Source organism: Rhizobium sp. NXC14, from assembly GCF_002117485.1.
Lineage (GTDB): Bacteria > Pseudomonadota > Alphaproteobacteria > Rhizobiales > Rhizobiaceae > Rhizobium.
This window is the reverse complement of the sequence record NZ_CP021030.1, coordinates 1,402,973-1,419,197: the sequence shown is the minus strand read 5'-3', so window position 1 is coordinate 1,419,197 and position 16,225 is coordinate 1,402,973. Positions and strand designations below refer to the sequence as shown.

Annotated in this window: 23 protein-coding genes; 15 read left to right on the top strand and 8 right to left on the bottom strand. The window is 61.1% G+C overall.

Translation table 11 applies throughout. The annotated features are described in order from the left end of the window. The first annotated feature begins 203 nt into the window (after positions 1-203). From iolB to NXC14_RS32925, 4 genes are all read left to right on the top strand, one after another. Positions 204-1,001, top strand: a complete 798-nt coding sequence (gene iolB, locus NXC14_RS07010) for a 5-deoxy-glucuronate isomerase (RefSeq protein WP_085777551.1) — start codon at positions 204-206, stop codon at positions 999-1,001. An 88-nt stretch (positions 1,002-1,089) separates the two neighbouring features. Beyond that, positions 1,090-1,311 (top strand): DUF1127 domain-containing protein, encoded by a 222-nt coding sequence (locus tag NXC14_RS07005; RefSeq protein WP_085777550.1) that lies wholly within the window; start codon positions 1,090-1,092, stop codon positions 1,309-1,311. A 73-nt stretch (positions 1,312-1,384) separates the two neighbouring features. Next, the gene (locus NXC14_RS07000; RefSeq protein ID WP_085777549.1) at positions 1,385-2,224 is read left to right on the top strand and encodes a helix-turn-helix domain-containing protein; all 840 of its coding nucleotides are present in this window, start codon (positions 1,385-1,387) and stop codon (positions 2,222-2,224) included. Positions 2,225-2,331: 107 nt separating this feature from the next. Then, complete coding sequence (locus tag NXC14_RS32925; protein ID WP_176536305.1) at positions 2,332-2,493, top strand: hypothetical protein; 162 nt, start codon at positions 2,332-2,334, stop codon at positions 2,491-2,493. Between the two features lie 45 nt (positions 2,494-2,538). On the opposite strand, the gene NXC14_RS06995 is transcribed toward NXC14_RS32925, so the two are convergent. Both NXC14_RS06995 and NXC14_RS06990 read right to left on the bottom strand, forming a co-directional pair. Next, the gene (locus tag NXC14_RS06995; RefSeq protein ID WP_085777548.1) at positions 2,539-3,906 is read right to left on the bottom strand and encodes an MATE family efflux transporter; all 1,368 of its coding nucleotides are present in this window, start codon (positions 3,904-3,906) and stop codon (positions 2,539-2,541) included. An 80-nt stretch (positions 3,907-3,986) separates the two neighbouring features. Continuing rightward, positions 3,987-4,421, bottom strand: a complete 435-nt coding sequence (locus NXC14_RS06990; RefSeq protein ID WP_183703874.1) for a glyoxalase superfamily protein — start codon at positions 4,419-4,421, stop codon at positions 3,987-3,989. Positions 4,422-4,775: 354 nt separating this feature from the next. On the opposite strand from NXC14_RS06990, the gene NXC14_RS06985 reads away from it, so the two are divergent. Then, positions 4,776-5,108, top strand: a complete 333-nt coding sequence (locus NXC14_RS06985; protein ID WP_085777546.1) for a hypothetical protein — start codon at positions 4,776-4,778, stop codon at positions 5,106-5,108. Here the strand turns inward: NXC14_RS06985 and NXC14_RS33305 are convergent. Beyond that, positions 5,059-5,307, bottom strand: coding sequence for a hypothetical protein (locus NXC14_RS33305; RefSeq protein ID WP_085777545.1), 249 nt, complete (start codon positions 5,305-5,307; stop codon positions 5,059-5,061). The genes NXC14_RS06985 and NXC14_RS33305 overlap by 50 nt on opposite strands. 89 nt (positions 5,308-5,396) lie before the next feature. Between NXC14_RS33305 and NXC14_RS06975 the strand changes: the two genes are divergently transcribed. Then, positions 5,397-6,263, top strand: a complete 867-nt coding sequence (locus NXC14_RS06975) for a LysR family transcriptional regulator (protein WP_085777544.1) — start codon at positions 5,397-5,399, stop codon at positions 6,261-6,263. Between the two features lie 53 nt (positions 6,264-6,316). Here the strand turns inward: NXC14_RS06975 and NXC14_RS06970 are convergent, their stop codons facing one another. Then, the gene (locus tag NXC14_RS06970) at positions 6,317-6,763 is read right to left on the bottom strand and encodes a host attachment family protein (protein WP_085780021.1); all 447 of its coding nucleotides are present in this window, start codon (positions 6,761-6,763) and stop codon (positions 6,317-6,319) included. Positions 6,764-7,075: 312 nt separating this feature from the next. Between NXC14_RS06970 and NXC14_RS06965 the strand changes: the two genes are divergently transcribed. Beyond that, on the top strand, positions 7,076-7,501 hold the full coding sequence (locus NXC14_RS06965; RefSeq protein WP_085777543.1) for a pilus assembly protein PilZ: 426 nt from the start codon (positions 7,076-7,078) through the stop codon (positions 7,499-7,501). 179 nt (positions 7,502-7,680) lie between these two features. Then, positions 7,681-8,793, top strand: a complete 1,113-nt coding sequence (locus NXC14_RS06960) for a pyridoxal phosphate-dependent aminotransferase (RefSeq protein WP_085777542.1) — start codon at positions 7,681-7,683, stop codon at positions 8,791-8,793. A gap of 60 nt (positions 8,794-8,853) precedes the next feature. Here the strand turns inward: NXC14_RS06960 and NXC14_RS06955 are convergent, their stop codons facing one another. Together NXC14_RS06955 and NXC14_RS06950 are read right to left on the bottom strand one after the other, a co-directional pair. Beyond that, positions 8,854-9,291, bottom strand: coding sequence for a VOC family protein (locus NXC14_RS06955; RefSeq protein WP_085777541.1), 438 nt, complete (start codon positions 9,289-9,291; stop codon positions 8,854-8,856). Between the two features lie 191 nt (positions 9,292-9,482). Beyond that, entirely contained in the window at positions 9,483-9,752 is a 270-nt protein-coding gene (locus NXC14_RS06950; protein ID WP_011424668.1) for a sel1 repeat family protein, read from the bottom strand. A 430-nt stretch (positions 9,753-10,182) separates the two neighbouring features. Here NXC14_RS06950 and NXC14_RS06945 point away from each other — a divergent pair, with 430 nt between their 5' ends. From NXC14_RS06945 to amn, 3 genes are all read left to right on the top strand, one after another. Further along, on the top strand, positions 10,183-10,521 hold the full coding sequence (locus NXC14_RS06945) for a DUF2147 domain-containing protein (protein ID WP_020920828.1): 339 nt from the start codon (positions 10,183-10,185) through the stop codon (positions 10,519-10,521). 216 nt (positions 10,522-10,737) lie between these two features. Next, positions 10,738-10,917: a hypothetical protein gene (locus tag NXC14_RS06940; RefSeq protein ID WP_085777540.1), complete on the top strand. Its 180-nt coding sequence runs from the start codon at positions 10,738-10,740 to the stop codon at positions 10,915-10,917. Positions 10,918-11,003: 86 nt separating this feature from the next. Then, on the top strand, positions 11,004-12,506 hold the full coding sequence (gene amn / locus NXC14_RS06935) for an AMP nucleosidase (protein ID WP_085777539.1): 1,503 nt from the start codon (positions 11,004-11,006) through the stop codon (positions 12,504-12,506). A gap of 9 nt (positions 12,507-12,515) precedes the next feature. Here amn and NXC14_RS06930 read toward each other — a convergent pair whose 3' ends face one another. Next, positions 12,516-12,731, bottom strand: a complete 216-nt coding sequence (locus tag NXC14_RS06930) for a hypothetical protein (RefSeq protein ID WP_198175511.1) — start codon at positions 12,729-12,731, stop codon at positions 12,516-12,518. 155 nt (positions 12,732-12,886) lie between these two features. Between NXC14_RS06930 and NXC14_RS06925 the strand changes: the two genes are divergently transcribed. The 4 genes from NXC14_RS06925 to NXC14_RS06910 are packed head-to-tail and all read left to right on the top strand — an operon-like array spanning position 12,887 to position 15,229. Then, positions 12,887-13,243 carry a YciI family protein gene (locus tag NXC14_RS06925; RefSeq protein ID WP_085777537.1) on the top strand — a complete coding sequence of 119 codons (357 nt, stop codon included), beginning with the start codon at positions 12,887-12,889 and terminating at the stop codon, positions 13,241-13,243. A gap of 10 nt (positions 13,244-13,253) precedes the next feature. After that, the gene (locus tag NXC14_RS06920) at positions 13,254-13,613 is read left to right on the top strand and encodes a YciI family protein (protein WP_085777536.1); all 360 of its coding nucleotides are present in this window, start codon (positions 13,254-13,256) and stop codon (positions 13,611-13,613) included. A gap of 2 nt (positions 13,614-13,615) precedes the next feature. Next, positions 13,616-13,975, top strand: coding sequence for a YciI family protein (locus NXC14_RS06915; protein WP_085777535.1), 360 nt, complete (start codon positions 13,616-13,618; stop codon positions 13,973-13,975). A 12-nt stretch (positions 13,976-13,987) separates the two neighbouring features. Next, positions 13,988-15,229, top strand: a complete 1,242-nt coding sequence (locus NXC14_RS06910; protein WP_085777534.1) for an RNA polymerase sigma factor — start codon at positions 13,988-13,990, stop codon at positions 15,227-15,229. Here NXC14_RS06910 and NXC14_RS06905 read toward each other — a convergent pair. Then, the gene (locus NXC14_RS06905; protein ID WP_085777533.1) at positions 15,197-16,159 is read right to left on the bottom strand and encodes a lysylphosphatidylglycerol synthase domain-containing protein; all 963 of its coding nucleotides are present in this window, start codon (positions 16,157-16,159) and stop codon (positions 15,197-15,199) included. The two genes, NXC14_RS06910 and NXC14_RS06905, sit on opposite strands and share 33 nt — an antisense overlap. Between the last annotated feature and the right edge of the window lie 66 nt (positions 16,160-16,225).

Sequence of the window (16,225 nt, the reverse complement as noted above, 5' to 3'; positions counted from 1 at the left end):
CGGGACGAAAGACCCCTCTCACAAGAGGGACGAATTGACCGGACCGCTGGAGCAAGCGGCCCCCTCATCCGCCCTTCGGGCACCTTCTCCCTAAGGGGAGAAGCGAAAAGCGACGGTGCGGCATATCCCTTCTCCCCTCGGGGAGAAGGTGGCGGCAGCCGGATAAGGGGGCTGCGCCCACCAACATACGAGGAGAAACACCAATGCCAAACCTCAAGGTGAAACCATCCGGCACACATGGCCGCGTCACGCATGTCACCCCGGAAAATGCCGGCTGGACCTATGTCGGCTTTGATCTGCACCGCGTCAAGCCGGGCGAGACGGTTTCGGGAGAGACCGGCGATCGGGAAGTCTGCCTGGTCTGGGTGACAGGCAAAGGCAAGGCGTCGGCCGGCGCGAAGGATTTCGGGACGCTGGGCGAGCGGATGAATCCCTTCGACGGGGCGCCGTATGCGCTTTATATCCCGATGGGCTCGACGTGGTCGGTCACGGCGGAGACCGATCTGGAACTGGCTGTCTGCTCGGCGCCCGGCGGCGGCGGCTATGAGGCAAAGGCGATCCCGCCCGGCACGCATCCGCAGGTGACGCGCGGCAAGGGCACGAATGTGCGCTACGTCAACAACATCATGCCTGAGGACGATAATTCGGCGCATTCGCTGCTCGTCGTCGAGGTGATCACGCCAGGTGGCCATACCTCCTCCTATCCGCCGCACAAGCACGATCAGGACGACCTCCCGAACGAGAGCTTCCTGGAGGAGACTTACTACCACCGCCTCAACCCGCCGCAGGGTTTCGGTTTCCAGCGCGTCTACACCGACGACCGCTCGCTCGACGAGGCGATGGCGATCGAGGACGGCGACGTGACGCTGGTGCCGAAGGGCTATCATCCCTGCGCCGCAACGCATGGCTATGATCTTTATTATCTCAACGTCATGGCCGGGCCGAAGCGGATCTGGAAGTTCCACAATGCCGCCGAGCACGAATGGCTGCTGAAGGCATGAAGGCCGCGCTCGATCGCTAAAAAATCTGACAGCGCCAAATTGTCGGTGATGGTTCACTGCCTCCATCCAATGAGGATGGAGGATCATCATGCACAGCTCGCATTTCACGATACCGGCCAGCAATATCCGCCCTTCGCGGCGGCCCGGCCTTCTTTCTGCAGCCGCCACAGCAGTCCGCTGGCTGGGGCGCAAGATCAGCGAATGGCGCAACTACAATGCGCTGATGGAACTTTCCGACGATCAGTTGAAGGATGTCGGCCTCTCCCGGGGGCAGACAGAAAGCGACGTGCACGTTTACAGCCGCTACTGAAACATCAGACTCACTGTGGTACTGTGCCCCAGCGCAGCCTTGTCGGGCTGCCCTGCCTGAACCGGACGATACAATGTCGCAGTTTTCAACAGCTCTGCTCCTGAAAACCAAGACCGTCACTATTCGTGACGTCGTCTGCAATGGCGAGTGCCGCCACATGAGCGACGAGGAATGTGCTCACAAAACAAGCCTCGTCTATCCCTATCGCGGCGTCTTTATGCGCCATGTCGGCCGCGCGGATACGGTGGCTGAAGCCAATCAGGTGCTGTTCTTCAATGCCGGTCAGGGCTATCGGATCAGCCATCCGATCGCGGGCGGCGACGGCTGCATCGACCTGTCGATCGACGAATCCATGCTGGAAGAGCTGGCGCCGAAGGAGCAGGCCCAGCCCGGCCCGGCCTTTTCCTTCCGCCGCCAGCGCCGGCGGATCGACCCTCGCGCGCAGGCGCTGGTCGCCCTGCTGCGCCACGGTCTCAGGCGCAACGTCGCCGAAACGCTCGAGGCGGAAACGCTGGCCCTGACGCTGGTTCGCCGCTCGCTCGGCGAGCGCACCTCGCATGCGGCCGGCGCCAGCCTCGGCCGGCAGAAACTCGTCGACCGGGCAAAGCTGGTGCTTTCCTCCGATCTCGCGAGACGCTGGACGCTTGCGGAAATCGCCTCGGAAGTCGGTGTTTCCCCTGTTTACCTCACCCAGGTCTTCCAGCAGGTCGAGGCCACGCCGCTCTATCGCTATCAGCTGAGGCTGCGGCTTGCCCGGGCGCTCGATTTGCTCGGCCAGTATGAGGATCTGACCGCGCTCGGGCTCGATCTCGGCTTTTCCAGCCACAGTCATTTCAGCGCTTCCTTCAAACAGGCCTTCGGTCAGACTCCGGCCGAATTCCAGCGCTCGGCGCAACTGCGACGCCGACCTTAGAGCCTTTCCGAGTTGATAATCGCTAAAGTTTTCGACAGCGATGACGCGGTCTTCGATGCTCTTATGATGCTGTCCCGATCCGGGGACGATCAATGGAGGATTACCCGATGAAGAAGACCACATGCGCTGCCTGCGACTGCGAACTCGGCGCCGAGACCATCACCGTCAAGCTCGGCGGCAAGACGGTCGAAGTCTGCTGCCGGGAATGCGCCGAGGCACTGAACGAGGCGGAGGCTTCGACATCGGCCGCGCAGAGCGGGAAGGAATAGAAGCCAATCGGCGGAAGCCGCACAGGAAGGCGCGGCTTCCGTCTCTCAGGCGGGCAGAAGCCCGTATCGCCAGCCGCGGCGCCTGGCATTCTCAGACAGCACCAGCAAGGCAAGCACCACCATGCCTGCCTCGGCAAAAACAGGCACCATCCAGATTCCCTGCTCGCCGAAGACGAAAGGCAGCAGGAAGGTGAGAGGAAGGGTGAGAAGATAGGGTCGCGACAGACCGAAGATCGCCGCGCGCGGCGCATCGCCGATCGACTGGAAATAGGACGACAGGATCAGCATCTGCCCGAAGAGAAAATAGGCGCCGATCGTCCAAGGCAGAATTCGTCTGACCTCGGCGATAATGGCGGGATCGCCAACAAAGACGGCGCCGATGCGGCCAGCCAGCAATTCCACCGTGATCTCCACCAAGCTGCAATAGACGAGCGCCGAGAGCATGGCGATCTGCAGGCTGCGGCCGACGCGCAACCCAAGGCCGGCTCCGTGATTGTTGCCGGCGATCGTCTGTAGGGCGATGCTGAGACCAAGCAGCGGCAGATAGGCGAAGGTCAGGATACGGGTGATGATGCCGTAGGCGGCAATGGTGGCGGTATGATCACGCGTGCTCCAGAGCGAGACGTTGACCAGAATCGCGGCCGAGGCAAGCGATATGCCGATGAAACCGAGGCTCATGGGAGCGCCCAAGGCGACAATGCCGCGCCATTCGACAAGGGCGAATGCGGGAGAAGGCCTGAGCGTCGCCGGCCGACGCCAGCGATAGACGAGCACGGCGGCGAGACAGACGAATTGCGAAGCGATGGAGCCTGCGGCCGAACCGAGCACGCCCCAATGCATCACCGCCATGAACAGCCAGTTGGCGAGGATGTTGAGCAGCGAGGCCGAGAGCGTGACCGCCGTCATGAAACCGATCCTGCCTTCACAGCGCAGCCCGTCGAGATGCAGCGACAGGAAAAAACTCACCGGCGTCGCGGCGATCATCGCGCCCATGAAAAGCATGGCGCCGTCGGCCACGGCCGTGTTCTCGGCGGCGCCGGCACCGATGATCCGCTCGCCGAGGGTCCAGTAGATCACGATGAGGATCACGACGACGGCGAGCGCCAGCGTATGGGCGCCGGAAAATACCCGGCGCGCGCCCTGGCGATCGCCGGCACCGAGCCGGCGGGCGAGGATGCTTCCCATGCCGTTCGAGACGAGCGATTGCAGGGCGACCAGCAGCATCAACCCCGGGAAGATCAGGCTGACGGCTGAGAGCGCGTCGGGGCCGACATAGGCGCCCAGGAAATAGGTGTCGACGACAGCAAAGAGGCCGTTGACGGTAGTGATCGCGACGATCGGCGCCGCAGTCCTGATGAATACGCCCGGCAGCCAGCCGGTGAGGAAGTCATTGCCTTTGGAAGGATCGGTCATGGAGAAATCCGTGTGATATCGGGCGACATCCGCTGCGCTTGAACAAGCCATGCGGGCAGCCAGGAAGGATGAGGAGCAAATCAGAGATCGAGTACCAGATGAGGCACGCCGTTCGAGGTCTTCCTGGGGGAGACGCCGTCGGCATCGATCTGTGCACTCACGCGCCGCCGAAAGGCTGAAAAACTCTCGAAGGTGACCACGTCAACCGCTTCGTCGAAATGGATGGTGATCCGGTAGAGGCCGCCCGGCAGAGCCGAAAGCGAGAGGATTTCGCCAGTGAACGGCTGATTGAGATAGCGGCCGCGAATATGGGCGCCGACGAAGAGCGGCGTCTTCGCAGCCGCATTGGGTTTTGCCGCCAGAGCCGCCAGCGTGTTCCAGTCACGCGCGCCGTGCTGGCGGGCGATCATTTCCAATGCCGCACTGTGGGTCAGCGCGCTGCCGCGATCGTTCATCGCCTGGCGCAGGCGCTTAGCCTGGGCCTTCAGTTCTTCAATGCCGGGATAGGTCGTCATGGAGTGAGCCTTCGCAAGGCATGCTCTTCGACTGTCAATGGGAGCTCGCATTGCCGTCAGTCAGCATGCACAAGGGGCCGTGACCATGATCGCGAGGGCTTCACCATGGATTTTCATCCGCGAGCGGCTGGTGCCTCGAACCGGGGCTTTGTATGCGCGATCGCTGTCGGCATGTCAAGAATGGCGCGGCTGCCCGCCGAATTGCGCGAATTTGGAGCAGATATGGACGGAATCGGTGCGATTTTCAGCCGATCTCGGCAAAAACCTTCAAACCTAACGACAATCTTCAGCAATCGTCAGCACTCTTGCATTATTCTCTGCTTACGATGAGCAGAGGCTAAAAGGGCCTTTCAGATGCACCTCGCCACAGAACACCCCAAGCCGGAACGTGCTTACCGGGAATTCAATCTCGACAGGCCGGGCAATATCATCTTCGTCGGCCACCACCTCAGCACCGGGACGCAGGTACGCTGCCTGATCCGCACGATCACACTTGCCGGCGCCGTGCTCGAAGTCAGTCCGAGCCTGGAGATGCCGAGTCACTTCTTTCTCGAAATACTCGGCATCCATGACGAAATCGGCGCCACCTTGGTCAAGCGCGAAAACGAACTGGTGACGATCAGCTTCAACATGCTGCTCAATCCGGAATTCCTGCACCACGTGCTGCGACTGAGCTTCGAAAACTGAGGCGTCTTCCAATCACCGCCCGGTCCCGGCGCGGCCTCCTCGTCTCGCCTCTTGTTGCCGAGAGATGCGCGATGATCGCTATGATCCAGAGAAGTCCGCGCCATTCCGGGCCATCGAGCGGATCGGCCATGGGATCGCGGCGCATCCGGCAATTGCGGGACGCGACCTCGTTGAAGAGAACTACCCAGTTGAGAAGCATTGCCTATCCTCCATCTATTGCTGGAGTAGTTGAGCTAAGCCTTCACGCTCCCGTTATGTAGAGGCATGGAGGAAAGGGGGTTTTCATCCATGAAAGAGGCGAGCTGGGATGACCTGCAGCTTTTTTTCCATGTCGCGACCGGCGGCGGTCTATCGGCGGCGGCGGCGCGGACGGGGCTCAGTGCGCCGACGATCGGCCGGCGTATGCTGGCGCTCGAACGTGTGACCGGCCGGTCGCTGTTCAACCGCGGTCCCACAGGCTACCTGCTTGCCAAGGACGGCCAGGAGCTGCTCGATCGCGTCCGGCTGATGCAGGATGCGGCCCGGGCGATTTCCGACTGGCGCGGTGAAGTGCTGACGCTGCCGATTGTGTCGACGGTCGTCGATAGCTGGACGTCGCGCTTTATCGCCGACCACCTGGCCAGCGTCTGGACGCCGAAAGACTGTTTTCGCATGTGTTACAAGACTTGTGACGCGAGTGTCGATTTCACCTATCGCGAGGCGCATATCGCCATTCGCCACAGCCGGCCGGACGGCGGCAACGTCGCGATCCGCCGTTCAGTCAAGGTGGCGCATGCGGTTTATCAGGCGGCCGATTATGACGAGACCAATTGCAACTGGATCTCACTAGGAACGGACATCGCCATCACACCGGCGGACAAGTGGACTTTCGAACAGCCGGATTATTGGATCACCAGCTGGACGAACACGCCGCATATGCTCTTTTACCTGATCCGAGGCGGCGCCGGCCGCGGCGTGCTGCCCTGTTTCATCGGCGACCAGGAGCGCAAACTCGTCCGCGCCGGGCCTGTCATCGATGAATTGACCTACGAGATGTGGATCGTCGCGCATGACGACGAGCGGCAAAGGCCGGAAGTTAGGACGGTCATCGATCGCCTGGCCACGCTGTTTGCCGATCATGAGGATCTGTTTGCCGGAGAGAGACCGTTGGTCTGAAGCGAACAAGAAATGCGGGCCAGAGGCCCGCGTCAGTTCATCGATCGGTTTCATCACGCTGCGAGATGCCGCTCGATCTCGTCGATCGGCAGATTGGTATAGTCTTTCGCCAATTCCGCCGATATCGCTGCCTGCGTCTCGGCGCTCAGCGCCGGCCGCAAGGTGCCGAGCGCCTTCGGCGGTGCGATGAGGACGATACGACGCGCATCCTTTGCCTGCGTCAGCTCGTCCATTCGCTCCGCCACATGTTTCAGAAATTGCGCTTCGGCCTGCTCCTGCCAGCTGGTCTCTTCGACAGCGCTGCGGCTCAATCCGTCTGCGGCATGGCTGCGGCCGGGCTTGTCGGCGCCGAGTTCGCGATCGGGCTCGTTCGGCTGCGTCAGGGTTTCCAACACCTTCAGGTTCATCAGCTGGGCATCGCCGGCGTTCTGCATGATCAGGGCCTTGGCTCCATTGCAGACTACGATCCATGATTTTCCGGGGATTCTGACGTCGGTCATCTTCAACTCCTCGCTGTCGTCATCGACGCGCCCCTTGCTCGTCGATCTAGACAGAACGCCCGGCCATTGAAAGAGTTCGAGAAAACAGCGCCGGAAATGATAGCGGCGCAATCCGCCATCGAGCTTGGCATGACAGCCTGCGTGCCGATTGTGAACATCAGGAGTCCCGCTTGGGAACAAAATTTAAACTCGTTAAAATTGTCATCATATGTTTGACGAATGTGCAAAACATTCATGGGACCGTGACTGGAGCAAGATCAGCTTGCTCAGAGCAAGAACCCCAACTGTGCCCTGTCTGACGGAGAATGTAAGATGACTATGCTCCGCGCCACACACCTTGCGACGGTCAAATCCGCCGTTTACGACCTGCGCTGGGAAGAGTTCCACGTCAAGCGCCCGGCCCGCATCGTCGCCGTGCGGCCGTGCCTCACCGGCGTGTCGATGCGAAGCGCCGAGATCATCGACATATCGCAGGGCGGTGCGACGTTCATCGTCTCGACAACCGCCGGTCTGCCGAAACATTATTATCTGAACATCCTCGGCCTGGCTTATCGCATCGGTTGCGCCGAGGTCTACCGCCATAAGGAACGCATCGGGGTAAGGTTCATCAACCTCCTGGATCCAGAGGTTCTGCGACGCGTCGTCCGCGCCGATTTCCTTGTCGGCAATATGGAAGCGATCGACGCCAGGCGTGCACCGATGTTCCGCGAGACGAGGCTTGCCGCCAGCCCGGTATAAGTCCCCGGATGGGAAACTGATCCGAGGAAAAATCGTCCAGCAATTCAAATCACTCGTCGCCTTGCCGATTGAAAGGGACGCATCAGGAGCGCCGTGGCTGCGGAATAATCTTGCTTGCCATGGCTGGGCCCGGGCCTATTGTTGCGCCTGATCTCAACATGTCCGGAAACCGCTTTCGCATGTCCGCCTTCTCGCGCTTTACACCCCTCATCAGCGCCCTGCCCTCCACAGTTCCCTTCGTTGGCCCCGAGGCCATCGAACGCGAGCGCGGTCGCGCCGTCCTGGCGCGAATCGGCGCCAATGAGAACGGCTTTGGCCCGGCCCCTTCCGTGCTTGCCGCGATCCGCGAAGAGACGCACGACATCTGGAAATACAACGACCCGGAGAATTTCGCGCTGCGGCAAGCACTTGGCGCGCATCTCGGTGTGGCGCCCGCCAATATCGCCATCGGCGGCGGCATTGACGAACTGCTCGGTCACATCGTCCGGTTGGTGATCGAGCCGGGGGCGCCCGTCGTTACCTCGCTCGGCGCCTATCCGACCTTCAACTTCCATGTCGCCGGTTTCAGCGGCCGGCTGGTGACCGTCCCTTATGTAAACGACCGCGAGGATCTGGACGGGCTTCTCGATGCCGTCAGGCGCGAGAATGCGCCGCTTGTCTATTTCGCCAACCCTGACAATCCGATGGGAAGCTGGTGGGAAGCCGACAGCATCGTAGCATTCGCCCGCGCGCTGCCCGAGACCACGATGATGGTGCTGGACGAGGCCTACAGCGAAACGGGGCCGGCAAATTCATTGCCGTCGATCCTCTCGCTCATCGATCTGCCGAACATCGTCCGCACCCGCACCTTTTCCAAGGCCTACGGGCTCGCTGGTTCACGCACCGGCTACGCGATCTCGACCTCGGGCACGGCACAGGCCTTCGACAAGATCCGAAATCATTTCGGCATGAACCGGCTGGCGACGGTTGCAGCGCTGGCGGCGCTCAAGGACCAGGCCTATTTGGCCGAGGTGGTCGGGAAGATCCATGCGGCACGCGAGCGGATCGGCCGCATCGCCCGGGCAAATGGTCTTGAGCCGCTGCCCTCGGCGACGAATTTCGTGGCGATCGATACCGGTCGCGAGGGCGCCCATGCGCGGGCGATCGTCGATGGCCTGATGGAGCATGGCGTGTTTATCCGCATGCCGGGCGTCGCGCCGCTCAATCGCTGCATCCGCGTCAGCGTCGGACCGGAGGCTGAAATGGCGCTCTTCGAGGAAGCGCTGCCGCAGGTCCTGAAGACGCTCGCCTGAGGTTTTTATCCCTGTCCGCCGACATTGGTCGGTCTTCCCCCTTTTGTCCGCGTATTGCGTTCAGCGGAGTTCCTCGGCGAGGCCGATCAGAATCCCTTCAGGTCCGCGAATATAGCAGAGCCGATACGCATCCTTATACTGAACCACTTCCCCTACGAGCTGCGCGCCGCGCCCGCGCAGTCTCTCAAGCGTCTCGTCAATGTCATCGACTGCGAACATGACGCGGAGGTAGCCGAGGGCGTTGACCGGGGCGTTCCGGTGATCTGCGACGACAGGCGGCGCCAGAAAGCGGGAGAGCTCAAGCCGGCTGTGGCCGTCCGGTGTGCGCATCATGGCGATCTCGACACGCTGATCTCCCAGTCCAGTGATACGTCCGGCCCATTCGCCATCGACCGTCGCCCGCCCTTCCAATTCGAGGCCGAGCTCGCGAAAGAAATCAATCGCCTCTCCGAGGTTTTCGACGACGATTCCGACATTGTCCATTCGCTTGAGCGCCATGTTTTGATCCCCAAGGTGTCGTTGCAATCGACGAGGTCTTGCCTCGTCTAACGAAGGACGTCTGAGGCGTCCCAACACCGACAACCTCAGAAAACGTCAGTTGGAGCGCCGTGGGTCCTTTTGGACACGCGGCGCTCCAACAGTTGAGGTATCGTTCTGTCCGGAATCGTTTCGGATTCTCGGTCGGTGCGTTAGTGAACCGTCATCCATTCGCGGGCAGCGCGCAGTGCTTCCACGAGCTGCATCTTGTTCATGGCGGCGGCCACGTCGGCGCGGAGCTCGGCGGCGCGGTCGTTGCCCTTGATCGCGGCGATGTTCAGCCACTTGTGGGCGGCAACGAGGTCGACGGCGCAGCCGCGGCCGGTCGCATACATCAGACCCATTTCGCAGAAGACATCGGCGCTGTTGTTGTCGCCACCCATGGTGGCCGTTTCAGCATTGTGCATTTCAAAGCGTGCCATCGGTTTTATCCCTGTTAGCCTGTTTACGACTTACCCTGTTTTACCTTCGGACCCTGCCGTCTACGCGGCTTTGCGGCCCTTCCGGTCCGGCGGGTTTACCCCGCTCGTCTGATGGCTTGACTATGCCAAACTGCTTTCAAAAAACGCCTAAAATGCATGATTAATTTGAGACAAACAAACTGCAAACGCTTGGTAAAATTGGGTTTTTGTTAAACATCGGATTGCCTGCGATTTAAGGACTTTCGTTCGAATTTTACAAAAGATTCAGATTTGGAAATAAACGGATCGTTCATCATGAACACAGCAGGCGACGGGTTTAAAATACGGTCGGCTTTTCGGCTGCCTTCAGCGACCGGCAGCTGGCTCTATTTACCTTTACGTTCGCGTCAGTTATTTTCGCGGTCGGTCAGAGGACATCAGGGAGGAAAAGATGATCCGCAGTCTCATTCTTGCCGGCGCTATCGCCGTGATAGCGGGCACAGCGAATGCCGAGGAACCTATCGTCGGCAATTGGAAGACCGCCTCCGGCGAAACGGCGGTGATTGCCGCCTGCGGCGGGAGTTATTGCGTGACGCTGAAAACCGGTAAATATACCGGCCGCAAGATCGGCACACTTGCCGGGACCGGCGGCAGCTACGCCGGCGAAATCACCGACCCCGCCGCCGACAAGACCTATAGCGGCTCAGGAAAGATTTCCGGCAATTCACTGAAGATGCAGGGCTGCGTGATGAAGATCCTTTGCAAGACGCAGACCTGGACGCGGCTCTGACGTGATAAAACCAGGCGCAACAATCATCCCAAACGTATAATCATGCCGGTCGAAAAGCCGACATGCCTCGAAGTCTTCCCGACTTGCCAATCGTCACTGCAATCGCCAGTCCCTGCCCCGGAAGCTGAACGGTGGATGAACCGGCATCTCAGCACTCGTTCAGCCGAGGTGTGGCAAAACTCATGTCACGGTTAGGTTGCGTATCGGGGGCCTGGGATGAACTTCTATATTCTGGCAAGACGTTTCACCATCATCACGCTGTTTGCGGCGGTCTTCGCCGTCACGTTTTCGGCGGTCGTCGTGCACAATGGCGGGGGCGGTACGCAGTCGCATTTCGGTGCGAACTATACCTGCCTGGAGAGAAGCGGAACCTTCTGCGCGCCCACGGTGCGGTGACGGCAACAGGCTCGCAAGAGGATAAAAAATCGGAATCGGCCGGCGCGCGTCGTTTGCTTGTCAAAAACAACTCTCTATAATGCGTCATGAACAAACGAATCTCCCCTCTGTCGCCCCTCGACATTTCCTCTCCGCCCCCTTTCCAGCCCGAGAGCTTCGATGATCCGGCCAAGGCCGTCGAGACGCTGACAGCGCTTTATGAACGCAATACGGCGTTCCTGATCCAGAGCTTCACCGACCTTGCCCAGGGCGCCCCAATCGCCTCGCGCTACCGCGCCTTCTATCCGCAGGTCAGCATAGAGACGACGAGCTTCGGCCATGTCGATTCGCGCCTCTCCTACGGCCATGTCACGGCGCCCGGCATCTACACGACGACGGTCACCCGGCCGAAGCTCTTCAGGCATTACCTGAAGGAGCAGTTGTCGCTGCTGATCAAGAGCCATAATGTTCCGATCGTCGTCTCGGAATCGTCAACGCCGATCCCGCTGCATTTCGCCTTCGGCGAGGGCGCCCATGTCGAAGCATCGGCCTCAGCTTTTGTCGACGTTCCAATGCGCGATATCTTCGACACGCCCGACCTCAACACCACCGACGACGAAATCGCCAACGGCGAATATATCCCGCCGCCAGGAGAGCCCTCGCCGCTTGCGCCGTTCACCGCTCAGCGCATCGACTATTCGCTCGCCCGGCTGTCGCATTATACGGCGACGCATGCCGAGCATTTCCAGAACTTCGTGCTGTTTACGAACTACCAATTTTATATCGATGAATTCTGCAGCTGGGCGCGCAAGCTGATGGCGGACGGCGGCGACGGCTACACCGCCTTCGTCGAGCCCGGCAACATCGTCACCCTGCCCGGCTCAAGTGTGCCGGAAACGGATGCGACACTTTCCCGTCTGCCGCAGATGCCGGCCTATCATCTGAAGAAGAAGGGCCATGCCGGGATCACCATGATCAATATCGGCGTCGGCCCTTCCAACGCCAAGACGATCACCGACCACGTCGCCGTGCTGCGCCCGCATGCCTGGCTGATGCTCGGCCACTGCGCCGGGCTTCGCAATAGCCAGCGGCTCGGCGATTACGTTCTCGCCCATGCCTATATGCGAGAGGACCATGTTCTCGACGACGACCTGCCGGTCTGGGTGCCGATTCCGGCGCTGGCCGAAGTGCAAGTGGCGCTGGAAGCGGCCGTCGCCGAAATCACTGGCTACGAAGGCTTCGAGCTGAAGCGCATCATGCGCACCGGCACAGTCGGTACGATCGACAACCGCAATTGGGAACTGCGCGATCAGCGCGGGCCGGTGAAGCGGCTCTCGCAGGCGCGCGCCATCGCACTCGACATGGAATCGGCAACGATCGCCGCCAATGGCTTCCGCTTCCGCGTGCCCTACGGGACGCTCCTCTGCGTCTCCGACAAGCCGCTGCATGGCGAGTTGAAGCTGCCGGGTATGGCGACCGCCTTCTACCGCACGCAAGTGAACCAGCATTTGCAGATCGGCATCCGTGCCGTCCAGAAGCTGGCCGCCATGCCGAAGGAAGCGCTGCATTCGCGCAAACTGCGCAGCTTCTTCGAGACGGCATTCCAATAGGCCGTTTCTTCATCGGCCGGTCGCAACAGGCGCCGAACTCTGCGCAAGCATTTGCGGCCTGTCGGCGGCGATATTCAGCGCTGCAATCAACAGGGTGAAGGCGAAGAAGACGAAAGCGACGCGCAGAAGGGCCTTCAGCCCAGCGCTTTCGTCGAATGCCAGCCCGCGCTTCTCATGGCGGCGCGCCCAGATCTGGCTTGCCAGCGCGATTTCAAGAATACTCATTGCCATTCTCCTCGACAGGTTTCGACGAAGCCTTGTCGAGTGCTCACTTGTCATTTCGACAGGTGACCGGCACAAAAGATTTTTCCTGACGCTGTCGAAATGCCCGCACCCCATTCGTCCAGAGGTATTGAAACTCTGCAAGGAGGCTGCCCGCGATGAAATATCTCTGCCAGGTCTGGTTCGATGGCGCGATACTCGACACCATGACGCAGGAGGAGAAGGCCGAACTCGACGCAAATTCCCTGAACTACGACAGGGACCTCGTCGAAAGCGGGCATATGATCGTCGCCCAGGCGCTGCAGCCGCCAACATCGGCGGTGACGGTTCGGGTGCGCAGCGGCGAGATGTCGGTGACTGATGGCCCCTTCGCCGAGACGAAAGAAGCGCTCGGCGGCTTCATTCTGATCGAGGCCAAGGACCTTAACGGCGCGATCCGCGTTGCCGCCGGCATCCCGCTCGCCAAGCTCGGCGCAATCGAAGTGCGGCCAATCCACGAATTCGGAACCAAATGAGGAAAGAGCGATGAAATTTCTATGCCAGATCTGGTTCGACACGGAAAAAAGCAAGCTGGTCCCTCAGAGCGAATGGGATGCGCTCACACAGGAGTGCATCATCAGCGACAATCGCTGGCGCGAGAGCGGTCACCTGCAGGTGGCACTCGCCTTGCATGAACCGTCAACAGCGGTCACGATCCGCCTGCGCAATGGCGAAGTCTCTGCGACCGATGGCCCATTTGCCGAAATCAAGGAGCATCTCGGCGGTTTTGTGCTTGTAGAAGCAGAGAATATCGAGGAGGCGAAGACGATCGCGTCGAGCTTTCCGATCCTCAAATATTCCTCGATCGAAGTGCGCCCGACTTACGCGATCCAGGATAGGAATTAGCCATGCGCTACATCTGCCTGATCTACAACAGCGCCGACACGGATGGCAGGCTGACGCCTGGTGAGACCGATGAACTCATCAAAGCGCATTTCGCCTTCGATGAGGAGCTACGCCGTGACGGCATCATGATCCACGCCGATGCCTTGGAGATGCCTGACCAAGCGACGGTGCTGCGCGTTCGTAACAACACGCTCTCCGCCACCGATGGCCCCTATGTCGAGACGAAGGAACATCTCGCCGGCTTCTACGTCATCGAGGCGCCGGACCTCATGCAGGCGAAAGAGATTGCCGGACGGATCCCTTCGGCGCGTTTCGGCGCGGTCGAGCTCCGGCCCGTGCGGACACTCCCCGCGCCGTACTGAGGAGGTGAGCCGCTGGAGAGCGTGATCGAAGAGATTTATCGAACCCAGTCGCGACGGGTGCTGGCGACGCTGATCCGCCTGCTCGGGGATTTCGACCGAGCGGAGGAAGCGCTTCAGGATGCCTTTGCCGCGGCCGCCCGGACATGGCCGACGGATGGCGTTCCCGGCAACCCGTTCGCCTGGCTCGTCTCGACAGGACGTTTCAAGGCGATCGACACAATCCGGCGGCGAGCGCGCTTCGACGCCTCGCAGCATCACATCGAGGACAGCCTCTACAGCGTCGACACAACGGAGATCGGCGATATGGAAGCGATCGAGGACGACATGCTGCGCCTGATCTTCACCTGCTGCCATCCTGCCATCCCATCCGACGCGCAGACGGCGATGGCGCTCCGCGAAATCTGCGGATTGACCACCGAAGAGATCGCCCATGCCTTTCTCGTTCCGGCGCCGACGGTCGCCCAGCGGATCGTGCGCGCCAAGAACAGGATACGCGCCGCGAATATCCCCTACGAAGTGCCGGGCCGCGACGCACTGCCTCAGCGGCTCGATCAGGTGCTGCACGTCATCTATCTCGTTTTCAACGAAGGTTATTCCGCCTCATCCGGCGAGGATGTTGTCCGCGCCGACCTGACCGCCGAGGCGGTTAGGCTGGCGCGGCTGCTTCTGGCGCTGCTGCCGCATCCTGACGCCCGTGGTCTTCTGGCGCTGATGCTGCTGCAGGATTCCCGCCGCTCGGCACGCAGCAACGAGCAGGGATCGCTGGTGCTGCTTGCCGACCAGGACCGGTCGCTCTGGGACCGTGCAAAAATCGCGGAAGGCCTGGCGCTGCTCGCCGAGGCGATGCGGGTGGCGGAGATCAGCGCCTATACGGCGCAGGCGGCGATCGCTGCAGAGCATGCCAGAGCGCCGACCGCCGAAGAAACCGACTGGCGGCGCATCGCCTTCTACTATGATCTGCTGCTGGCGGCGCAGCCCTCCCCGATCGTGGAACTCAACCGCGCCGTTGCGATATCAATGGCGGAAGGGCCGGCGAAGGGACTGGATCTGGTCGATGCCATTTTAGGGCGTCAGGAGCTCAGGTCCTATCACCTCGCCCATTCGGCGCGCGCCGATTTCCTGCGCAGGCTTGGCCGCACTGAAGAGGCGATCACCGCCTATCAGACGGCACTGTCGCTCTGTCGGCAGGAGCCGGAGCAGGGTTTTTTGCGGAAACGGATTTCAGAGCTTGCCGCGGCGCCCGAGCGGCAGTGAGATTGCGGTGCCCGTCAGCGCCGAGACGATGATCAAGAGATGCGCATTGACGCTTGCCTGCGCCAGCGCGGCCAGAGCCATCCGCTCGCTGGAGGCTCCGAGCGCAATGGCGCCGGCGGTGATGCCGGCCGGATAGGTGCCGACGCCGCCCGGCGCGTGCACCGGCAGAACGGAGGAGAGTTCACCGCCGAGCGCGCCGCCGAAGCTTGCCGCCATCGGCAGCACGCCCATCAGGCCGAGCGCCCATGCGAGCACGATCACCTTCACCAGCCAGTTGACGATGGTCATCGCCCAGGCGCGCGCAAACGCCGCGGCATCGAGCGGCAGACCGTTTTCGATCTCGACGACGAATTTCTGCGCCTTATCAGGCAACAACGTGGCAGCGAGCCGGAACAGCGGCTTGCGCGCGGCGAAGGCTGCGACCGGCAGCAGCAGGAAGACTGCCCAAAGCGACCATGCGACGAATGCATCGGCCGCGGCGAGCGCAAAGCCGATACCCGCTGCAGCCAGAAGCGCGTGCAGGTCGAGCAGCCGCATGACCAGGAGCGCCGAGGTTCCGCGGGTCAGCGGAATGCCGAACTCGGTGCGCATCAGCAAGGGAAAGCTGGTCTCGCCGGTGCGGAAGGGCAGCATGATGTTCAGGAGATTGTGGATCTGCGTAACGCGAAAGAGAATCGCGAACCGGCCCGCCGTCTCCTTGGGAAAATAGTCGTAGATGCGCCAGGTACGCAGGAAATAGGTGCTCGTCAACGCCACGAGCGCGCCGATCACCGGGCCTGCCCCGACATCGGCCCATTGGCTGATGATGACGGGCCAACCCCAGAACCATTGTACGAAGAGCGCATAGGCTGCGACAATTACGACCGTCAGCGCCGTCATGCGATTGCGCATAAACCAGGACTGCTGGCTTTCAACGATCGAACTCTTCATGTAGTAGGCATTCCTCGCTTGGCGTCGGCATGAGCCTCGGCTCCATTGCCAGGCGTTTTAGGAGAA